The organism is Streptomyces sp. NPDC093598 (genome assembly GCF_044764825.1).
GTDB lineage: Bacteria > Actinomycetota > Actinomycetes > Streptomycetales > Streptomycetaceae > Streptomyces.
On sequence record NZ_JBIWIV010000002.1, the window covers coordinates 1,239,132 to 1,257,527 of the forward strand.

An 18,396-nucleotide genomic window follows, 5' to 3' on the forward strand; every position below is an offset into this window, starting at 1 on the left:
CCGGGCTCATGGCCTGAGCCCACAGGAACCCATTCCACCAGCACGGAGTCAGGAAGATGACCAAACGCGCCCCGGACGTGTCCGCGAGCCCGCCCAGGAGACGCAGTAAGTACACCCTTGCGCCGCTCGTCCTCATCGCGGCCAACGTCGTGCTCTTCGCGCTGTTCTTCCTCTGGCCGGCGGTGATCGGGCTCGTCTACTCCTTCACGAACTACACGGGCGTCGGGGCGTTCCAGTTCGTCGGACTGGACAACTACCAGCACCTGTTCGGGGACTCCGTCTTCTTCGACGCGCTGACCCGGACGCTGCTGTACACCGTGCTCTTCGTTCCGCTGAACTTCGTGTTCTCGCTGCTCATCGCAAACGTGCTGGTGAGCAAGCACGCCAAGGGCGTGTCGGTCGCCCGCGTCTTCTTCTTCATCCCGTGGCTTCTGTCGCCCATCGTCGTGGGTGTCCTGTGGCGGTGGCTGTTCGGTGAGAACTTCGGACTGGTCAACTACGTCATCGAGAAGCTCGGCGGAAGTGCCGTTCCGTGGCAGTCGAACGCGGACCTGTCGCTGATCGTGGTGGTCGTGGCGGCATCCTGGGCCTGGACGGGCTTCTCGATGCTGCTGTTCATCGCGGCGATCAAGAACGTACCGGCGTCGTACTACGAGGCGGCATCGCTCGACGGCGCCGGCCCCTGGCGCCAGTTCGTCAGCATCACGCTGCCGAGCATCGCGCCCACCTCCTTCATCGTCATCCTGCTCAACACGATCCACGCGATGAAGGAATATCCGCTGTTCGCCTCCCTCAACAACGGCGGACCCGGAACGTCGAACAACCTGCTTGTCCAGTACATCTACCAGACCGGCTTCAAATCGGGCCAGATCGGCTACGCGAGCGCCGCGTCGTTCGTGCTCATGCTCATCCTGATGGCCGTCGCGATCATCCAGCTGGTCGTCAACCGGCGGGTGGAGAACCGATGACAACCACAGACATGCCACGCCCGGTCGGCTCCGAGCCCGGACGGGCTGTTTCCAAGAAGCGGCCCCGCGGCGCCGCCGGCGTCGGGCTTCGGCGCGCGGTGCCCGCGACGACACTGCTGTGGGTCCTGGCGGCCCTCTACGGGCTGCCGGTGCTGTGGTTCGTCCTCAGCTCCTTCAAGCCGGCGGGAGACCTGTTCTCCCTTCCGCTGACGCTGCTTCCGCACGACCCCACCCTGTCGGGTTACAAGACGGCGTGGGACAGCGCCAACTTCTCCGGGTACTTCATCAACACGACCATCGTGTGTGTGATCGCGACGATCCTCACGGTGGGAGTCAGCTGCTGCACCGGGTACGCGCTGGCCAAGTACGACAACAAGTGGCTCAAGGTTTTCTTCGTGGGCATTCTGGCCACCACGATGCTGCCCTCCGAGGTCATGCTCGCCCCGCAGTTCCTGGTGGTCCGCGACCTCGGCCTGTTCAACTCGCTCGCCGGCATCATCCTCCCGGCCGTGCTCACCGCGACCGGGTGCTTCATGTTCCGCCAGTTCTTCCTGACGGTCCCCGACGAGCTCATCGAGGCCGCCCGCATCGACGGCGCCCGCGAACTGTCGATCTTCCTGCGGATCATGGTGCCGATCTCCCGGCCCATCATGCTGACGCTCGCCATTCTGTCGTTCCAGTGGCGGTGGAACGACTACATCTGGCCGCTGCTGATGCTCAACGACCCCGAGAAGTTCACCGTGCAGATCGGCATCCAGAGCCTCGTCGGGGCGCAGAACATCAACTGGTCGGTGGTGCTCGGCGGATCGGTCATCTCCATGATCCCTCTGATCGTCGTCTTCCTGGTCTTCCAGCGTTACGTCATGAACGCCGACATCAACGCCGGACTGAAGGACTGACCCACCCGTGCATCTCCCCCACCAGCGCGGCCCGTTGCACGACCTCCCGGACACCCCGGAGGCGTACGACGCCGTCCTCGCCGACGTCACCGAGCAGGCCCTGGCGCGGATGACGCCTCAGGGCAACCTCGAACACCCCGATTGCGTCGACGACATCGGCGACACGTCCCTCGGCATCACCTCGCTGCTGGCCCTCGCCTGGCAGCGGGGCAAGGACCCCCGGCTGCCCGACGCGGTACGCCGCAGCCTCGCCTTCCACCTGCGCGAGCGGGTGTACAACGAGGACAATCCCGGCTACCCCAACCTCCGGGTGCGCGACTCCGGGCTGCCGTACGCCCGGTACACCCTGGCGGCCGGTGCCCATCCCATAGGCGACTGGCCGAGCACGGTGTGGGCCCTGCTCCAGGCGGTCAACGTCCTGGACGCGGCGGACGGCCTCGTCGACGACGAACAGCGCTCCGAACTCCTGACGGTGGCGCAAGGCTACTGGCGGTGGCTGACGGAGGTGACGTTCTTCAACCCGCAGGAGGCCGGCAACCAGGCGATCGGCTGCGTCGTCGGCGGCCTGATGCTGGCCCGGCACCTCCCGCCCGCCGAGGGCGACACGGTGCGGCGCGAGGCCCTGCGGCTGTACGAGGACGAGATCCGCGCCCGCCGGGTCGCCGATCGCGGCGCCCTCCTGCCCCCCGAGCACGGCGGCGCCTACGACAACAACTACGGTCCGATCTCCCTGTCCTTCCTCGCCCAGGCCCACCGGGTCAGCGGCGAGGAGGTCTTCGCCGAGGACGGCGACGCGCTCGCCCGCTACCTCGACGCCCGCCTCACGGGCGGTGGCTTCGACAACGGCGGCCCCCGCTACAGCGAGCAGCACTCCGCCTTCGAATCGGTGCTGGGGCTGCGCTACTTCGGCGCCCGTATCTGCTCCGACCTGGGCCGTTACCGGGGCGACAGTCGTTGGTCCCGGCATGCGTGCAAGGCGGACGGCGGGGTGGACGGCCATTTCGCGTGGATGCTGGTCTGGCAGATCCAGGACACCACGCGCTGGCACCGCACCCCGTCGACGGCGCCGGCCCGCCACCAGCTCCGCGCGGGCACGGTGTCGGTGGCCTTCGACACCCGCATGACCCCGTCCCTCGTCGAGGCGGCGGGCACGTACTACCTGCCCGCCGCCGTCAACCGCCAGCACGGCTTCGGGCCGGTCACCGACGGCTTCCTGCTGTGCCGCCCGATGGGCGAGGTCCGCGTACGTGACGTGGTGGCGGAGGGCCTGAGGGCGAAGCTGGTCACCAAACCGGTGGTCGGCCGCGACCACGTCCTGCGCCATGTGCAGTCCCTGTACGTCACCGACGGCACGACCCTGTGGACGACGGTCGCGGTGGAACGCCTCCCGGGCACGCCGTACCTGCTGGCCGGCCTGCCGTACGCGGCCGACGACGGCGACCGGGTCCGCAGGACCGCCGAACCCCGGGTGACATCGGCGGGCGACCTGCGCCTGACCCACCCGGCCCCGGACGACCCGCACCACTTCGACGCCCGCACGCCCGTCACCCAGGAGCAGGCCGCCTTCGCCCTGGCCGCCGACCCCCGCGGCTACGGCAACCCCGACGAGGGCTGGCACCACCTGGTCGCATCGACGGCCCTGGAGGCGGAACCGGCCCCCGGCGCCCCCGAGGACCTGCACGTCTTCGCGGTCCGCTACGGCCCGGGCGACGACGCGTTCACGCCCGCGTTCGAGCGCGCGGGGACGGCCCTCCAGGTCCGCACCGAGGCGTTCACGGCGGTGATCGGCGAGGCCGCGGGCGACGCGCACGGGGAACCGGAACTGACGCTGTCCGCCTGAGAGCGGCTCACCCGTCGCCGGCCGGGTCCACGACCCGCGGTGCCCGAGCGGCGAGTTCCCTCAGGGGCTCGCCGCTGAGCCGGCACACCTTCCACTCGTCCAGCAGTTCCACCCCCAGAGACGTGTAGAAGTCGATCGCCGGTGTGTTCCAGGCCAGGACCCACCACTCGAAGCGGTCGTAGCCGTTGCGTCGGCAGGTCGCGGCGAGGGTCGCGAGGAGGGCCTTGCCGTGCCCCGAGCCACGCGCCTGCGGCCGGACGTAGAGGTCCTCCAGGTGCATGCCGCGCGTGCCCGTCCAGGTCGAGAAGCGCGGGAACCACAGGGCGTAGCCCATGACCTCACCCGTGCCGTCGTCCTCGGCGATCAGCGCGAAGGCGGCCGGGTGCTCCCCGAACAGCGCCTCGCGCAACTGCTCCTCGGTGGCCCGGGCCTGCTCCTCGGCCCGTTCGTAGGCGGCGAGTTCACGGATCATCGCCCGGATCTCGGGCAGGTCGTCCAGGATGGCGGATCTGATCATGGGCCGATCATGCCTCGCCCCGCACCACCAGGTCCGCCCGCCCCCGGGTCGCTTCGACCAGCTCGGCGTTGCGCTCGTCCGAGCGGGACACCCAGGCCACCGCCTCCTCGTGCGTCTTGCCGAACCGCTCGTGCCGGGCGACCAGTCGGCGGACGCGCTCCGGCTCGGGCAGTTCGCAGAACCACACCTCGTCGAGGAGGGGGCGGACGCGAGCCCAGGCGCCGGTGTCCAAAAGCAGGTAGTTGCCCTCGGTGATGACCAGACGAGCCGTCACAGGCACCGGGATCGCGCCCGCGATCGGCTGCTCCAAGACGCGTTCGAAGCCCGGGGCGTAGACGACGTCGTCGCCGGGCTCGTCGCGCAGCCGCCGCAGCAGGGCCGCGTACCCGGCCGCGTCGAACGTGTCGGGCGCGCCCTTGCGGTCCCGGCGGCCGAGGCGCTCCAGTTCGGCGTCGGCGAGGTGGAAGCCGTCCATGGGGACGTGCGCGACCCACGGGTCACCGGTGCCGTTCAACTCCCGCACCAGGTACTCGGCGAGCGTCGACTTGCCCGCGCCGGGACTGCCCGTGATGCCGAGGATCGCGCGCCGGCCGCCCTGGGGGAGGGCCCGGGCACGGTGGACGAGGTCGTCGAAGGTGAGCGGCACAGGAAGAGTCTGTCACCCGGTCAGGGCTGGGGCGCCGGGAGCCCGGCACCCCCTCGCGCCCCCCGGCGTGTGGCGTGCGCCACTCACTGGAACATCGCCGGGTGGGGAACCGGACCTGTATGACGCAGCTCGGTCTCCCCGAAGACATCCACGCCTGTCTCTTCGACCTCGACGGCGTCGTCACCAAGACGGCCGTCGTGCACGCGGCCGCCTGGAAGGAGATGTTCGACGCCTTTCTGCGTGAGCGTGACGGCGCGGACTTCCGGCCGTTCGAGGCGGCTGACTACGACCGGTATGTCGACGGGCGACCACGCGCCGACGGCGTGCGCACCTTCCTCGCCTCCCGCGGCATCGACCTGCCCGACGGCGGCCCGGACGACCCACCGGGCGCCCAGACGGTGCACGGACTGGGCAACCGCAAGAACGAGCTGGTCCTGGAGAAGATCCGCACCGACGGCGTCGAGGCCTACGACGGGACCCTGCGCTATCTGGAGGCCGTCCGGGCCCACGGAATGAGCACCGCGATCGTCTCCTCCAGCGCCAACTGCCGTGACGTGCTCCGCTCGATCGGCGCCGAGCACTTCTTCGACGTACGCATCGACGGTGTGGTCGCCGCCGAGCGCGAGCTGCCCGGCAAGCCGCACCCCGACACGTTCCTCGCCGCCGCCGAGGACCTCGGCGTCGAGCCGTCCGCAGCGGCCGTCTTCGAGGACGCCCTGGCCGGTATGGACGCGGGCCGCGCGGGCCGTTTCGGGTACGTCGTGGGAGTCGACCGGGTCGGGCAGACCGACGCGCTGTACGAGCACGGCGCCGACATCGTGGTGAAGGACCTCGCCGAACTGGGGGACACGGAGTGATCACACAGCGGGCGTACACAGTCGAGCCCTGGACCGTACGCGAGACGGAACTCAACCTCGACGTCCTGGCGCAGAGCGAGTCCGTGTTCGCCCTGTCCAACGGCCACATCGGCTGGCGCGGCAACCTCGACGAGGGCGAACCGCACGGCCTGCCCGGCTCCTACCTCAACGGCGTCCACGAACTGCACCCGCTGCCGTACGCCGAGGCCGGCTACGGCTACCCGGAGTCCGGCCAGACGTCCATCAACGTCACCAACGGCAAGGTGCTGCGGCTCCTGGTCGACGACGAGCCGTTCGACCTGCGCTACGGGCGGCTCGTCACCCACGAGCGGACCCTCGACCTGCGGCGGGGCGTCCTGGAGCGGGTCTGCGAATGGACCTCCCCGGCCGGGTCGACGGTCCGGGTGCGCTCCACGCGGCTCGTGTCCCTCACCCAGCGTGCGATAGCCGCCGTGGCGTACGAGGTGGAGCCCGTCGACAGCCGAACCCGCGTGGTCGTCCAGTCGGAACTCGTCGCCAACGAGAGCCTGCCCGAGCCGGACGGCGACCCGCGCGCCGCCAAGGCGCTGAAGTCGCCGCTGGAACCGGAGGAGGGCCTCGCCACGGGCAGCCGGCTGCGCCTGGTCCACCGCACGCGCCGCAGCGGCCTCAGGGTCGCCGTGGCCGCCGACCACACCGTCACCGGCCCCGAACGGACCACCACGAGCAGCGAGAGCAACGTGGACGTGGCCCGCCTGACCATCACCTCCGTGCTGGAGCCCGGTGAGCGGCTGCGCGTGGAGAAGCTGGTCGCACACGGCTGGTCCGGCGCCCGCTCCCGGCCCGCGATGAGCGACCAGGTCGAGGCGGCCCTGGCGGCGGCCGGGCACAGCGGCTGGGCGGGACTCCTGGAGGACCAGCGGGCCTACCTCGACGACTTCTGGGCGCGCGCCGACGTCGAGATCGACGGCGACGAGGAGATCCAGCAGGCCGTCCGCTTCGCCCTGTTCCACGTCCTCCAGGCCGGCGCCCGCGCCGAACAGCGCGCCATTCCCGCCAAGGGCCTCACCGGCTCCGGCTACGACGGCCACGCCTTCTGGGACACCGAGGCGTTCGTGCTGCCCCTGCTGACCTACACCGCGCCGAAGTCCGCCGCCGAGGCCCTGCGCTGGCGCCTGGACACCCTGCCCGCCGCCCGGGAACGCGCCGCCCAGCTCGGCCTGCGCGGCGCCGCGTTCCCCTGGCGCACCATCGAGGGCTCGGAAGGCTCCGCGTACTGGCCGGCCGGCACGGCCGCCTTCCACGTCGGCGCCGACATCGCCGACGCCGTCGTGCGCTACGTGGCCGTCACCGGCGACGAGACTTTCGAGCGCGAGGTCGGCGTGGAACTGCTGGTGGAGACGGCCCGGCTGTGGCGCTCCCTCGGTCACCACGACGACCGGGGCGCCTTCCACATCGACGGCGTCACCGGTCCGGACGAGTACAGCGCCATCGCCGACGACAACACGTACACCAACCTCATGGCCCGGGCCAACCTGCTGGCCGCCGCCGACGCCTGCAAACGCCACCCCGACGAGGCCGCGCGGCTCGGCGCCGACGAGGAGGAGCGGGCCGCCTGGCGGGATGCCGCCGAGGCCATGCACGTCCCGTACAACGAGGAACTGCGGGTGCACGAGCAGCACGCGGGCTTCACCCGCTACCAGCGCTGGGACTTCGACCGCACCGGTCCGGACCAGTACCCCCTGATGCTCCACTTCCCCTACTTCGACCTGTACCGCAAGCAGGTCATCAAGCAGGCGGACCTGGTGCTGGCGATGTACACCTGCGGCAGCTTCTTCGAGGAGTACTTCGACGAGGAGCAGATCGCCCGCAACTTCGCCTACTACGAGCCGCTGACCGTCCGCGACTCCTCCCTGTCCGCCTGCATCCAGGCCGTCATGGCAGCCCGGGCCGGCCATCTCGACCTGGCCGGCGACTACACGGCCGAGGCCGCGCTGATGGACCTCGGCGACCTGGAGCACAACACCCGCGACGGACTGCACATCGCCTCGCTGGCCGGCACCTGGATGGCGCTGGTCGCCGGGTTCGGCGGCATGCGGTGCAGCGACGGCACCCTGCGGTTCGCGCCACGCCTGCCCGAGCGGTACAGCCGGCTCGCCTTCAGGGTGGGTTTTCTCGGCCGGTGCCTGCGCGTGGAACTGACCGCCGACCAGGCCACGTACACGCTGAACTCCGGCATGCCCCTGACCATTCGGCACCACGGCACCGAGCTGACGGTGAGCGAGGACGCCCCCGTCTCCCGGCCCCTTCCCGAGCCGACCCACCGTCCGGCCCCGAGCCAGCCCCCGCACCGCGCTCCGAACGCCCGCTGACCCACCGCCCGGGTCAGTCGATTGGCCGAGTTCCGCCCTGCGTACCCCCGCCCCGCGGGTTAGCTTGATCGTGATTTAGGATCATCGGAACACGTCGGGGTAAGGGGCGGAACATGCCTGACGGCGCGAACGCCATCCTCGTTCGAAGGCGAAGACGCGAGCAGGCGGCCGGGCCGCGCGCCGGCATCGTGGTGCGCGGCACCCGGCCGCTCGCCGTGCTGGCCGCCGTCTTCACCCTCGCGCAGCTCGCCCTCGTCCGGCCCGTCCTGGGCCTCGGCTGGGACGAGATCGTCTACGTCAGCCAGGTCACCTCCCACCACCCCGCGGCCTTCTTCAGCGCCCCCCGCTCTCGCGGGGTCTCACTGCTGGTCGCGCCCGTCGCGTCCTGGTCGTCGTCCGTCCCGCTGCTGCGCGTCTACCTCGCCCTGCTGTCCGGCCTCGCCCTCTACCTGGCCCTGCGCTGCTGGCGTGGCCTGTTCCCGACCCGTGTCCTGGTCGTCGCCGGGGCCCTCTTCGCGTCCCTGTGGCTGACCCTCTTCTACGGTCCGCAGGCCATGCCCAACTACTGGGTCGCGATCGGCGCCCTGATCAGCGTCGGCTGCTTCCTGCGCGCCCGGGAGGAACGTTCTGCCGGGGCGGTCCTGTGGGGCATCGCGGCCGGAGCCGCGCTCATGGCGTGGATGCGTCCCACCGACGCGGCCCACGTGGCCGTGCCGCTGCTGGTGCTCGCCCTGGTGCGCCGCCACTGGCGCATCCTCCTCGTGCTCGCCGCAGGCCTCGCGGCCGGTGCCGTGCCGTGGGTGATCGAGGCGTACGTCGGCTACGGCGGTCTGGGAGAACGGCTGGCGGAGGCCTCCCGCATCCAGGGCGGACTGGGCTGGCAGATCGCCGTCGACGACCAGCTGCGCAGCCTGGGCGGACGGGCCCTGTGCCGGCCGTGCACCGGCCCGATGCCCAACCCCCTGGTCACCCTCTGGTGGTTCGCCCTGCCCGTCCTGGCCGGCCTCGGGCTGGTCGTCGCGGCCCGGGCCCGACGCCTGGAACGGACCCTGGTCCCGCTGGCCTGCGCCACCACGGCCGCCCTGCCGTATCTCTTCATGATCGGCTACGCGGCCCCGCGCTTCCTCCAGCCGGCCTACGCACTGCTCGCGATCCCGGTCGCCGACGCCCTGTGGCACCTGGTCAAAGCCCCGGGCGGAACCTGGCGCCCGGTGGCCGCCACGCTCGTCGCGCTCTGCCTGGCCGGGCACCTCGCGGCGCAGCTCGCCGTGCTGCACGGCGCCGTCTCCCGCAACACCGAGAGCCGCCGCGACTGGGACCGCACAGCCGACGCCCTGCACGGGCTCGGCGTCCGCTCGCCCTGTCTGCTCACCGGCCACGAGGCCATTCCCATCGGTTATTACACCGGCTGCTCCTCGGGGGCGACGTCCGGCAACAACGAGAACATCACCGTGGCCGGCATCCTGCGCACCGCGGACCGGCTCCCGGTCGCCCACTTGGCGCCGGCCGGCGGCACCCCGCCCCGCTACGCCCGCTCCTGGCCCGTCCACCGGATCTCGGACCTGGACGTCCGCGTCGCACCCCGCCCCTGACATCTCACGCGCGTTTCACGCCGGCCCGGCTCAGGTAGGAGTCGGAGGACGGTCACGACCGAGGGGGGAACGGCATGGCGGCGAGCGACCACGAGGGCAGGCTGGGGGAGGAGTTCTTCACTCCGGGTTCCTCGTCCTTCACGGACTTCCTGGCGGCCCACCGCCCCGAACTGCTGAGCACCCGGCGCGTCCTTCCGCACGGCGTCCGCGCGCAGGGCGCCCCGCACGGCACGACCGTGCTGGCCCTCACCTACCGGGACGGCGTGCTGATCGCGGGCGACCGGCGGGCGACGATGGGCAACCTGATCGCCCAGCGCGACCTGGAGAAGGTGCACCCCGCCGACGACCACAGCGCGGTCGCCTTCGCGGGCACGGTCGGGCTCGCGGTGGACATGGTGAAGCTGTATCAGGTCGAGCTCGCCCACTTCGAGAAGATCGAGGGCATCCCCATGACCCTCGCCGCGAAGGCGACCCGGCTGGCCACCATGATCCGGAACAACCTGGGCCAGGCCATGCAGGGCCTCGCGGTCGTCCCGCTGCTCGCCGGCTACGACCCCGCGGCCCCCAGGGGCGAGCCGGGCCGCATCTTCTCCTTCGACGTCGCCGGCGGCCGCTACGAGAAGTTCGGCTTCCACGCCGAGGGCTCCGGATCGCCGTACGCCCGGGGTGCGTTGAAGAAGCTCTACCGCCCGGGCATGTCCCGTCGCGAGGCCGCCCTGGCCGCCCTTCAGGCGCTGTACGACGCGGCGGACGACGACTCCGCGACCGGTGGCCCCGACCTCACCCGCCGCATCTACCCGATCGTCTCCGTCATCACCGAGGACGGCTTCGAGCGGCTCGCCGAGGCCGAGACGGAAGAGCTAAGCCGCGAGATGGTGGAGCGGCGGCACACCCGGCCGGACGGGCCGAACGCCGAGATCTGACACCCGCCCGGCAAGCCGGCCGCGGGCGGAGTTTCCGGTTCCATGGGCAAGACCTGTCACGGGCTTTACTGCACATGACTTGCAGGTACCGGAGGATGGCACGAGGCTGTGTACCGCAGCCGTCCGTCCGACAGAAAGACCCTTCCCCCCGATGACGGCCGCCCCTGAGTCCACTCCGCCCCTCCCCGCCCCGGCCCCCGCCCAGCGCACGGCCTGGCACCGCGTCCGCACCTCCATGACGCGGCGGGAGTGGACCAGGGCCGGGGGGATGGCGGCCTTCATCCTGGCCCTGCACGTGATCGGCTGGTTCACCCTCGTCGCGATCGTCGCCCCGGAACACCGCGCCATCGGGACGCAGACCTTCGGCGTCGGCATCGGCGTCACCGCGTACACGCTCGGCATGCGGCACGCCTTCGACGCCGACCACATCGCCGCCATCGACAACACCACCCGCAAGCTGATGGGAGAGGGACAGCGGCCGCTGTCGGTCGGCTTCTGGTTCTCCCTCGGCCATTCCAGCATCGTCTTCGCCCTGGCCTTCCTGCTCACCCTCGGCGTGAAGACCCTGGCCGGGCCGGTCCGCGACGACGGCTCCGCACTGCACGACGTCACCGGCCTGATCGGCACGACCGTCTCCGGGACGTTCCTGTACCTCATCGCGGGCGTCAACCTCGTCATCCTGGCCGGTATCTGGAAGGTGTTCCGCGCCATGCGCTCGGGCCGCTACGACGAGGCCGCACTCGAAGAGCAGCTGAACAAACGCGGCTTCATGAACCGCCTGCTGGGCCGCGTCATGAAGTCGGTGTCCAAGCCTTGGCACATGTACCCGCTGGGCCTGCTGTTCGGCCTCGGCTTCGACACCGCCACCGAGATCGCCCTGCTCGTCCTGGCCGGCTCCGGCGCCGCCTCGGGCCTGCCCTGGTACGCGATCCTGTGCCTGCCCGTCCTGTTCGCCGCGGGGATGTGCCTCCTCGACACCATCGACGGCTCGTTCATGAACTTCGCCTACGGCTGGGCCTTCTCCAAGCCCGTCCGCAAGGTCTACTACAACCTCACCATCACCGGCCTGTCCGTCGCCGTGGCCCTGCTCATCGGCACGGTGGAACTCCTCGGGCTCCTCGCCGGGCGGTTCGGACTGCACGGCCGCTTCTGGGACTGGATCTCCGGCCTCGACCTCAACGTCCTCGGCTACGTGGTCGTCGCCCTGTTCTGCGCCACGTGGGTGGTGGCGCTGGTGGTGTGGAGGGTCGGGCGCATCGAGGAGAAGTGGTCGGGGGACCTGGCCGGGCCGGGGCGCGGCGTCAGTCCATGACGGCCATGGCGTAGCCGAGCGCGAGGACCACCGCCAGGGCGACGGCGACCACCGCGAGTACGACCGCACCGAACAGGCCCGTCACCACGGACATCCCGATCCGGGCGACTCGGCGCCCGCGCTCGGCCTCCCGGACCGTGTCGCCGTCCTCGTACCAGCCGTCATCAGCCATGGCGCCCTCCCGGCGGGGAGACTACAGTCCGGCGCTCAGGCCCCCAGCCGCAGCTCCTTGCGCCACTTGACGATCTGCTTCTCCGCATCGCCCGTGTACGACCAGGGCGTGCGGGTCGCGCGGGTCCCCAGCATGCCCAGGAGGATGCCCGCGATGTCCGTGGCGCCGGCGGAACAGGCCGCGTGCGCCAGGTAGCTGAAGTCGCGCAGTTCTGCGGGCGCGATCGCGCTCTCCTTCCGGCTCATGACCCAGCGCTGCCAGGTCCGCCGCAGGTCGCTCACCGCACCGTCGTGGTTCCAGTGCTGCGAGAGTCCCACGGCGGAGTGCCTGCCCTGTGCCGCGTCCAGGGCGAAGCGGTACTCCTCGACCCGGGCGTACTGCACCAGCACCGGAAGTGGGCAGCCGGGCGGTGCCACCCCGGCCGCGTCCCGGGCGAAGTCGTACATCAGGCCGTGCGTGCCGTGCCAGCGCGCCGAGTAGTAGTGCAGCACCTGAAGGTGCCCCTCGACGCTGTACGGGTCGCGTCCGTGCAACTCGTCCCACCAGCGCCCCAGTTCCTGCCGGCGCACCCCCGACGGGTACAGGCGCGCCACCGAGATCAGCGACACCCACGGCGTCGGATCCTCCGGGTACGCCTGCGCCGCCGTCAGACAGGCCAGCACCGTGGCGTCCACGCGGTGCGGGTCGACCGGCACGCCCCGCCCCGCCGCGATGGCCACGTTGAAGGCGCGGGCCGTCTCGGTCGCCGCCCGCAGCACCAGCGCGTCGGCACTGTGGGCGTCCGCCGAGAGCCAGGACTCCACCGTCGAACTGCCCGCACAGGCCTGCGCGAGCAGCCGGATCCGGTGCCCCCGGGCCGCCCAGTCGCAGTGGGTGGCGCCCAGCAGGTCCCGCAGCCCCTGCCAGCGGCCGATCACGACGTCCTGGCGGGCGGAGGTGAGGTCGGTGTCCCCGCAGTCGGGGTCGAAGTCGGGAGTGAAACCACGTCTGAGACTGCCTCGCGCCATCGGGGTTCCTCTCAGAAGTCGGTGGGCAGACCTTCGTGGACCCGGGCGTGCGCGTCCTGTTCGTCGGGGACGTAGTCCGTCTCGACCGCGCGCGAGGCGTCCAGTTTCGCGGGCCGGTAGTAGTCGCTGCCCTGCCGCCAGTACCAGAGCATGGGGACCAGCCCGACCGCGAGGCCGCCGATGCCGATCGTGACCGCGGCGCTGCTCAGTTCGCCCAGCGACTCCACGAACACCCAGAACATGAACAGGGCGCCGCACAGCGGCCACAGGCCGCCGAAGACGAAGTTGGCCGGGGACTTCAGCAGCATCTTCCGGTATGCGACGACCACCGCGAGCCCCGCGAGACCGTAGTAGACCGCGATCTGCAGGCCGATCGCCGAGATGGCGTCGGAGAGGATCTCACCCACCGACCCCAGCGCGTTGGAGGCGATGAACATCACCAGCGCCACCGCCCCCACCACCACGATCGCCACCCACGGCGTGTTCCACCGGCGGTGCACCCGGCCCAGCGCGGACGGCATCGTACGGTCCCGGCCCATCGCGAACAGCGAGCGCGTGACCTGGATGAGGGTGGTCTCCAGGGTGGCGATGGTGGACAGCATCACGGCCACGATCAGGAGTTTGCCGCCCCAGCCCGGCCAGATCTCCTCGCCGAGCACCGCCAGCACGTTCGCGTCGTTCTCCTCGATCTGCTTCGAGGACAGGATGACGTTCACCGCGATGGTGAACACCTCGAACAGCAGGAAGACGATGCCCACCCCGATCAGGCCCGCGAGGCCCGTCGTCCGGCGGCTGTTGCGGGTCTCCTCGCTGAGGTTGCTGGTGACGTCCCAGCCCCAGTAGTAGAACGCGGCGATCAGTGCGCCCGAGGCGAAGCCGGCCATGCCGTCGAAGTGGGAGAAGCCCAGCCACGACCAGTCGAAGGCGCGGGCGTTGCCCGTGTGGAAGAAGGCGAGCACCGCGAACAGCGCCAGGATGACGAGTTCGACACCCGACATGATCAGCTGTGCCCGGACGGTCAGCCGGGCGCCGCCGAGCACCACGCACAGCATGACGAGGAACCAGGCCGCGCCGACCACCGTGGCCAGCGCGGTGTTCTCGGCGAGCTTGTCGTCGAAGAGCGCGAGCGTCATGGATCCGGCGGGCAGCGAACCGGCCACCATGAAGATCGTCGCGGAGATCACCAGCGCCCAGCCGCTGATGAAGCCCAGGAAGGGGTGGAGCGTGCGCCCCACCCACGAGTAGCTGGCGCCCGCGTTGACGTCGATCCGGCCGAGGTAGCTGAACGCCAGCGCGATGCCCAGCATGGGTATCGCGCAGTACAGCAGGGCGGCCGGGCTGGCCAGCCCCACCGCGCCGACCAGGACGGCGGTGGTCGCGGCCAGCGAGTACGCCGGGGCGCTGCCCGCGACCGCCATCACCACCGTGTCGAACGTGCCGAGGACATTGGCCTGCAGCCCTCTGCCCCTGCTGTTGCTCATGGATGCGCTGCTTTCACTTGTGCACCACCGGAGGCGGGCAGGCCGTCCCGACGGCGTTGGGGGGGTTGGAGCTCGCCGCCGGACGGAGGCCTCGGGGCCGGGGGCGATGACGAAGGGGTGGTGGATACCGTGCTTCCGCCGCGTCGGCAGTCGGTCACACCGTGTTGCGAGTGATGATAGCCCCACTCATTGATGTTTCAAGATTGACCGGTGGGTAATGTCCGGGGCTGCCGCGGTTCTGGAACTCCTGCCGGTCCGCGGGACTTTCGGCGCCTTCCCGGCCGGGGGACATCCGCCGAGGTTAGAGCCCGCGTTACGGGAAACGCGGAACGGACAGCAGAGACGAACGAGTCGACGCAGCGCGACAAGGAGGCAGGAGCGATGGGCACGGAACCGATGCGCCCGGAACCGATGGCGGACGACGTGTACCAGCCCACCGGGACCAACGAGGAGCAGGAGGACGCCGCGCCGCTGGACCTTCAGGACGCCGTCGACGAACGGACCTACGACGACACCCTCGACGAGGGCTACTCCCCGCCGGAGAAGCCCCTCGGCGTCACCAAGCGCGGCACCACCGCCGCCGAGCAGCACGAGGGCGAGACGCTCGACGAGCGGCTCGCCCAGGAGGTCCCCGACGTGTCCGCCGAACCCGTCGGGGACGGCGTGGGCGACAGCCCCGACGGCGACGGCGAACCGGTGGATCCCGAGGCGGGCACCGTCCGGGCCGGCCGTCTGGTCGCCCCGGACGAGGGGGCCCATGCCGACACCACGAAGGAGAGCGTCGCGGCCGACGTCGGTATCGACGGTGGCGCGGCCGGCGCGGAGGAGGCCGCCGTGCACGTGGTCGAGGAGGACAGCGTCCTGCCCGAGGACGACGGCAGAGGGTGAACCGCCCGCCGGCGTGAGGTCACGCCGGATCACGCGAGGCCACCGCCCCCGGACGTATCCGTGCCGGGCCGGTGGCCTCCCGTGTGCCGACAGGCCCTAGGGGAGCATCTTCTCGAGGGCGGCAGGTCCCTCCGCGGCCAGCTTGCGCTTGGCCCACTCGATGTTGTGCGGGGTGAGGTCCTTGCCCGAGGCGAGGACGAGGTCCTCCGGCGAGACGTCGGTGCCGGTGCGGGCGTGGAGCAGGCGGTCCGGGGTGGCGCGGTCCTCGGGCGGCAGGGACGCGGCGGGCTGTGATGTCGACATGTTCTCTGCTCCTAGGGTCCGGATCTCTGGTGCGGCCCCGGTGCTGAAAAACGGGTCCGCTATCACCATTCCCCGCGGGAGCGCGGCGTGCATCCGGAGAGCGCGGACCCGGCCCCGCGCACGGCCGGCCGCCGCTGTCAGGGCCCGTCCTGCGGGCGGGGCGCGAGCACCAGCATCGTGACGTCGTCCCGTACGTCCGGGCAGTGCCGCACGAGGTCGGTCCAGACCCGCTCGGCCAGCGCGACCGGGTCCTCGGCGACGAGGCCGGGCAGCCGCTCCACCAGCGGGTAGAAGACCCCGTCGGCGTCCCTGGCCTCGGTGACGCCGTCGGAGGCCAGGAAGAGCCGGTCACCGGCTCTCAGCGGCACCGAGACGACCCGGGGCGGCGCGACTTCGGCGAGGCCGAGACCGAGCGGCGTGCACGGCTCGACGTCCAGCTCCACGGCCCGCCCGTCCCGCAGCAGCAGCGGTCCGACCTGCCCGCACGCCACGATCCGCACCAGCCGGGCGTCGGCGGAGAAGTCGAGCAGCACCGCCGTCGCGAACAGCTCGGCGTGCGGCTCGCCCGCCGCGTCCACCGCCAGCCTCCGGTCGAGCCGGGCCGCCACCGCCTCCGGGTCCGGCTGGTCCAGCACCGCCTCCCGGAAGGCCCCCAGCAGCGACGCGACCGTGGCGACGGCCGACAGCCCGTGCCCCTGCACATCGCCCATGACCGCCCGCACGCCGTAGGGGCCCGCCCGTACGTCGAAGAAGTCGCCGCCGACCAGCGTCCCGCTCTGTGCGGTCCGGTACAGACCCGCGCACCGCACCGGCCCGACCCGCTCGGGCAGCGGCGGCACCACGGCCCGCTGCGCGGCCTCGGCGACGCTCCGCTCGGTGACCAACTGCGCGTCCCGCCTGGTACGGACGTACGACAGCAGCACACTCAGCACCGAGACGAAGCACACGGTCAGAAGGTCGGTACTACCGGGATCGTCGAGGTTGAAGACGGGCACGGTCAGCACGACCACGACCAGCGCTCCGAGCACCGCCGTCGCCACCGGTCCGTGCGCCAGCACGGCCAGGGGCGGGATGGCGCCCAGGAGGAAGCCGATGTCGAGCGGCTCCGGGCTGATCAGCTCCGCCGCGCACACGCCCGCCAGCAGTGCCGACGGCAGCACCCGGGCCCAGCCGGGCGGCGGTGCGCCGCGCAGCCAGCCCCGCCGGTCCGGGTCCCGGCGCGCCAGCCGGCCGCGCACACTGCTCACACCACCACGCTGCTACGCCCGACCGGCCGCCGCACGCCGGGCCCGCGCCGGCGCGGGCGGCGGTGCGGGCGGCCGTGGGCTCGTCCTGAAGGGCGTGCGCGCCGGCCTGAAGCCCGGGGGAGCCGTCGCTCGACCGCCTCCCGAGGAGCAGTCGAGCCGGGCGGGGAATTCGATGGACGGCCCGCCGGTGATCCCGTAGCGTGTGGCGCGCCACGCCCCGAGACCAGCGGAAGGAGGGCAGAGCCGTGCAGTTCACACCGTTTCCGCGCTCCCTCCCCGTTGTCCCGGCGTGCCTCGACTGACCGGGAGCGCTCCGAGCAGCATGCGTCCCGGAGGACATCCCATGACCGATCTGGTCATCCGCGCGCTCGACACGAGCGACGCCGATCTCTTCGACACCCTGCCCGACCCGCTGGGCGCCCGTGAGGGCCACCGGCTGACGCGGCACCGACCCGACTGGAAGCGCGTGGCCCTGCGCGACGGCCGTGTCGTCGCCCGCGGCGCCTGGTGGGGCGGACCCGACGACACCGAGCCCGTCAACCTCAACTGGTTCGACGTGGCCGAAGGCGAGGAGGAAGCGGGCGCCGCACTCCTGCGCTCCGCCCCCTGGCAGGTCGAACTGGAGCTGAACCTGCCCGTCGGCTGGCGCGACGAGCCGGACCTGCGCGCCGCCGCCGAGACCCGCCTCACCGCCGCCCGCAAGGCCGGCTACGACCTCCTGGTCGAACGCCTCCTGTACCGCTGGACCCCCGAGCGCGGCTTGCCCGAGCGGCCGGGGCGCCTGCAGTTCCGCGCCGAACTGGACGACGCGGTGTTCTTCGACGCGCTGCGCCGCATCCACTCCGTGACCCTGGACGCCCACGCGCTCAAGGCCATCGAGCAGGGCGGACTCGACCAGGCCGCCCAGGAGGAACTCGACTTCTTCCACTGGTGCCCGTCGCCGCGCGAGTGGTGGCAGGTGGCCTACACCCCGCAGGGCGAGACGGTCGGCATCCACATCCCGGCCCACAATCCGTCCGGCCCCTGCATCGGCTTCATCGGTGTCCTGCCCGACCAGCGCGGGCACGGCTACGCCTACGACCTCCTGGCCGAGTGCACCCACTTCCTGGTCGAACAGGGGGCGGAGTTCGTCGCCGCGGCCACGGATCAGAGCAACTTCCCGATGGCGGCGAACTTCGCCAAGGCCGGCTTCCCGGTGGTGAAGGAGCGGCTCAACTTCGACCCGGCGCGGTGACAGGGCCGCCGCCCGGGGAAACCGGTCGAGGACATCCCCCTGGCTAGGGGGTGTCCGCAAAGTCCCCGCCTGCCCCGCGACGCCCGGCACGCACTCTCGCCGCACCGGGCGAACACCCGAGTACAACCAGTACGCGGGTGCCCGCCCGGCACGCCGAGA

17 protein-coding genes are annotated in these 18,396 nt (G+C 71.5%); 10 read left to right on the top strand and 7 right to left on the bottom strand.

The annotated features are described in order from the left end of the window. The first annotated feature begins 56 nt into the window (after window positions 1-56). From ACIRDU_RS11655 to ACIRDU_RS11665, 3 genes are read left to right on the top strand one after another with little or no spacing between them, the layout of a single operon-like run. A complete protein-coding gene (locus ACIRDU_RS11655) occupies window positions 57-968 on the top strand; it encodes a carbohydrate ABC transporter permease (RefSeq protein WP_403577228.1) in 912 nt (303 codons plus the stop codon). Then, entirely contained in the window at window positions 965-1,867 is a 903-nt protein-coding gene (locus ACIRDU_RS11660; protein ID WP_403577231.1) for a carbohydrate ABC transporter permease, read from the top strand. The genes ACIRDU_RS11655 and ACIRDU_RS11660 overlap by 4 nt, the downstream gene beginning before the upstream one ends. A gap of 7 nt (window positions 1,868-1,874) precedes the next feature. Beyond that, window positions 1,875-3,707 (top strand): hypothetical protein, encoded by a 1,833-nt coding sequence (locus ACIRDU_RS11665; protein ID WP_403577234.1) that lies wholly within the window; start codon window positions 1,875-1,877, stop codon window positions 3,705-3,707. Window positions 3,708-3,714: 7 nt separating this feature from the next. Here ACIRDU_RS11665 and ACIRDU_RS11670 read toward each other — a convergent pair whose 3' ends face one another. Beyond that, on the bottom strand, window positions 3,715-4,224 hold the full coding sequence (locus ACIRDU_RS11670; RefSeq protein WP_403577237.1) for a GNAT family N-acetyltransferase: 510 nt from the start codon (window positions 4,222-4,224) through the stop codon (window positions 3,715-3,717). Between the two features lie 7 nt (window positions 4,225-4,231). Then, window positions 4,232-4,870 carry a nucleoside/nucleotide kinase family protein gene (locus ACIRDU_RS11675; protein ID WP_403577239.1) on the bottom strand — a complete coding sequence of 213 codons (639 nt, stop codon included), beginning with the start codon at window positions 4,868-4,870 and terminating at the stop codon, window positions 4,232-4,234. A 119-nt stretch (window positions 4,871-4,989) separates the two neighbouring features. Here ACIRDU_RS11675 and ACIRDU_RS11680 point away from each other — a divergent pair, with 119 nt between their 5' ends. The 5 genes from ACIRDU_RS11680 to ACIRDU_RS11700 all read left to right on the top strand — a co-directional run bounded on the left by ACIRDU_RS11680 (window position 4,990) and on the right by ACIRDU_RS11700 (window position 11,905). After that, window positions 4,990-5,727 (top strand): HAD family hydrolase, encoded by a 738-nt coding sequence (locus ACIRDU_RS11680; RefSeq protein ID WP_403577241.1) that lies wholly within the window; start codon window positions 4,990-4,992, stop codon window positions 5,725-5,727. After that, window positions 5,724-8,078 carry a glycoside hydrolase family 65 protein gene (locus tag ACIRDU_RS11685; RefSeq protein ID WP_403577243.1) on the top strand — a complete coding sequence of 785 codons (2,355 nt, stop codon included), beginning with the start codon at window positions 5,724-5,726 and terminating at the stop codon, window positions 8,076-8,078. The genes ACIRDU_RS11680 and ACIRDU_RS11685 overlap by 4 nt, the downstream gene beginning before the upstream one ends. Window positions 8,079-8,191: 113 nt before the next feature. Continuing rightward, window positions 8,192-9,670: a hypothetical protein gene (locus ACIRDU_RS11690; RefSeq protein WP_403577246.1), complete on the top strand. Its 1,479-nt coding sequence runs from the start codon at window positions 8,192-8,194 to the stop codon at window positions 9,668-9,670. Window positions 9,671-9,744: 74 nt separating this feature from the next. Beyond that, window positions 9,745-10,593, top strand: a complete 849-nt coding sequence (prcB, locus tag ACIRDU_RS11695) for a proteasome subunit beta (RefSeq protein ID WP_403577249.1) — start codon at window positions 9,745-9,747, stop codon at window positions 10,591-10,593. Between the two features lie 151 nt (window positions 10,594-10,744). Next, window positions 10,745-11,905, top strand: coding sequence for a HoxN/HupN/NixA family nickel/cobalt transporter (locus tag ACIRDU_RS11700; RefSeq protein WP_403577252.1), 1,161 nt, complete (start codon window positions 10,745-10,747; stop codon window positions 11,903-11,905). Here the strand turns inward: ACIRDU_RS11700 and ACIRDU_RS11705 are convergent. From ACIRDU_RS11705 to ACIRDU_RS11715, 3 genes are read right to left on the bottom strand one after another with little or no spacing between them, the layout of a single operon-like run. After that, window positions 11,895-12,077: a hypothetical protein gene (locus tag ACIRDU_RS11705; protein WP_403577254.1), complete on the bottom strand. Its 183-nt coding sequence runs from the start codon at window positions 12,075-12,077 to the stop codon at window positions 11,895-11,897. The genes ACIRDU_RS11700 and ACIRDU_RS11705 overlap by 11 nt on opposite strands. A 35-nt stretch (window positions 12,078-12,112) precedes the next feature. After that, on the bottom strand, window positions 12,113-13,084 hold the full coding sequence (locus ACIRDU_RS11710) for a hypothetical protein (RefSeq protein WP_403577257.1): 972 nt from the start codon (window positions 13,082-13,084) through the stop codon (window positions 12,113-12,115). A gap of 11 nt (window positions 13,085-13,095) precedes the next feature. Further along, window positions 13,096-14,565, bottom strand: a complete 1,470-nt coding sequence (locus tag ACIRDU_RS11715) for an APC family permease (protein ID WP_403577260.1) — start codon at window positions 14,563-14,565, stop codon at window positions 13,096-13,098. 396 nt (window positions 14,566-14,961) lie between these two features. Between ACIRDU_RS11715 and ACIRDU_RS11720 the strand changes: the two genes are divergently transcribed. Beyond that, entirely contained in the window at window positions 14,962-15,453 is a 492-nt protein-coding gene (locus ACIRDU_RS11720; protein ID WP_403577409.1) for a DUF5709 domain-containing protein, read from the top strand. 96 nt (window positions 15,454-15,549) lie between these two features. Here the strand turns inward: ACIRDU_RS11720 and ACIRDU_RS11725 are convergent, their stop codons facing one another. Both ACIRDU_RS11725 and ACIRDU_RS11730 read right to left on the bottom strand, forming a co-directional pair. Next, the gene (locus tag ACIRDU_RS11725) at window positions 15,550-15,756 is read right to left on the bottom strand and encodes a hypothetical protein (RefSeq protein ID WP_403577262.1); all 207 of its coding nucleotides are present in this window, start codon (window positions 15,754-15,756) and stop codon (window positions 15,550-15,552) included. A 137-nt stretch (window positions 15,757-15,893) separates the two neighbouring features. Then, window positions 15,894-17,003 carry a PP2C family protein-serine/threonine phosphatase gene (locus ACIRDU_RS11730; RefSeq protein WP_403577264.1) on the bottom strand — a complete coding sequence of 370 codons (1,110 nt, stop codon included), beginning with the start codon at window positions 17,001-17,003 and terminating at the stop codon, window positions 15,894-15,896. A 343-nt stretch (window positions 17,004-17,346) separates the two neighbouring features. Between ACIRDU_RS11730 and ACIRDU_RS11735 the strand changes: the two genes are divergently transcribed. Further along, a complete protein-coding gene (locus ACIRDU_RS11735; protein ID WP_403577267.1) occupies window positions 17,347-18,237 on the top strand; it encodes a GNAT family N-acetyltransferase in 891 nt (296 codons plus the stop codon). Window positions 18,238-18,396 lie beyond the last annotated feature (159 nt).

Excerpts from the sequence above, each read along its gene's own strand:
- ACIRDU_RS11655 (WP_403577228.1), top strand. The coding sequence starts at position 57 with ATGACCAAACGCGCCCCGGACGTGTCCGCGAGCCCGCCCAGGAGACGC.
- ACIRDU_RS11660 (WP_403577231.1), top strand. The coding sequence starts at position 965 with ATGACAACCACAGACATGCCACGCCCGGTCGGCTCCGAGCCCGGACGG.
- ACIRDU_RS11670 (WP_403577237.1), bottom strand. The coding sequence starts at position 4,224 with ATGATCAGATCCGCCATCCTGGACGACCTGCCCGAGATCCGGGCGATG.
- ACIRDU_RS11680 (WP_403577241.1), top strand. The coding sequence starts at position 4,990 with ATGACGCAGCTCGGTCTCCCCGAAGACATCCACGCCTGTCTCTTCGAC.
- ACIRDU_RS11690 (WP_403577246.1), top strand. The coding sequence starts at position 8,192 with ATGCCTGACGGCGCGAACGCCATCCTCGTTCGAAGGCGAAGACGCGAG.
- prcB (WP_403577249.1), top strand. The coding sequence starts at position 9,745 with ATGGCGGCGAGCGACCACGAGGGCAGGCTGGGGGAGGAGTTCTTCACT.
- ACIRDU_RS11700 (WP_403577252.1), top strand. The coding sequence starts at position 10,745 with ATGACGGCCGCCCCTGAGTCCACTCCGCCCCTCCCCGCCCCGGCCCCC.
- ACIRDU_RS11705 (WP_403577254.1), bottom strand. The coding sequence starts at position 12,077 with ATGGCTGATGACGGCTGGTACGAGGACGGCGACACGGTCCGGGAGGCC.
- ACIRDU_RS11710 (WP_403577257.1), bottom strand. The coding sequence starts at position 13,084 with ATGGCGCGAGGCAGTCTCAGACGTGGTTTCACTCCCGACTTCGACCCC.
- ACIRDU_RS11715 (WP_403577260.1), bottom strand. The coding sequence starts at position 14,565 with ATGAGCAACAGCAGGGGCAGAGGGCTGCAGGCCAATGTCCTCGGCACG.
- ACIRDU_RS11720 (WP_403577409.1), top strand. The coding sequence starts at position 14,962 with ATGCGCCCGGAACCGATGGCGGACGACGTGTACCAGCCCACCGGGACC.
- ACIRDU_RS11725 (WP_403577262.1), bottom strand. The coding sequence starts at position 15,756 with ATGTCGACATCACAGCCCGCCGCGTCCCTGCCGCCCGAGGACCGCGCC.
- ACIRDU_RS11735 (WP_403577267.1), top strand. The coding sequence starts at position 17,347 with ATGACCGATCTGGTCATCCGCGCGCTCGACACGAGCGACGCCGATCTC.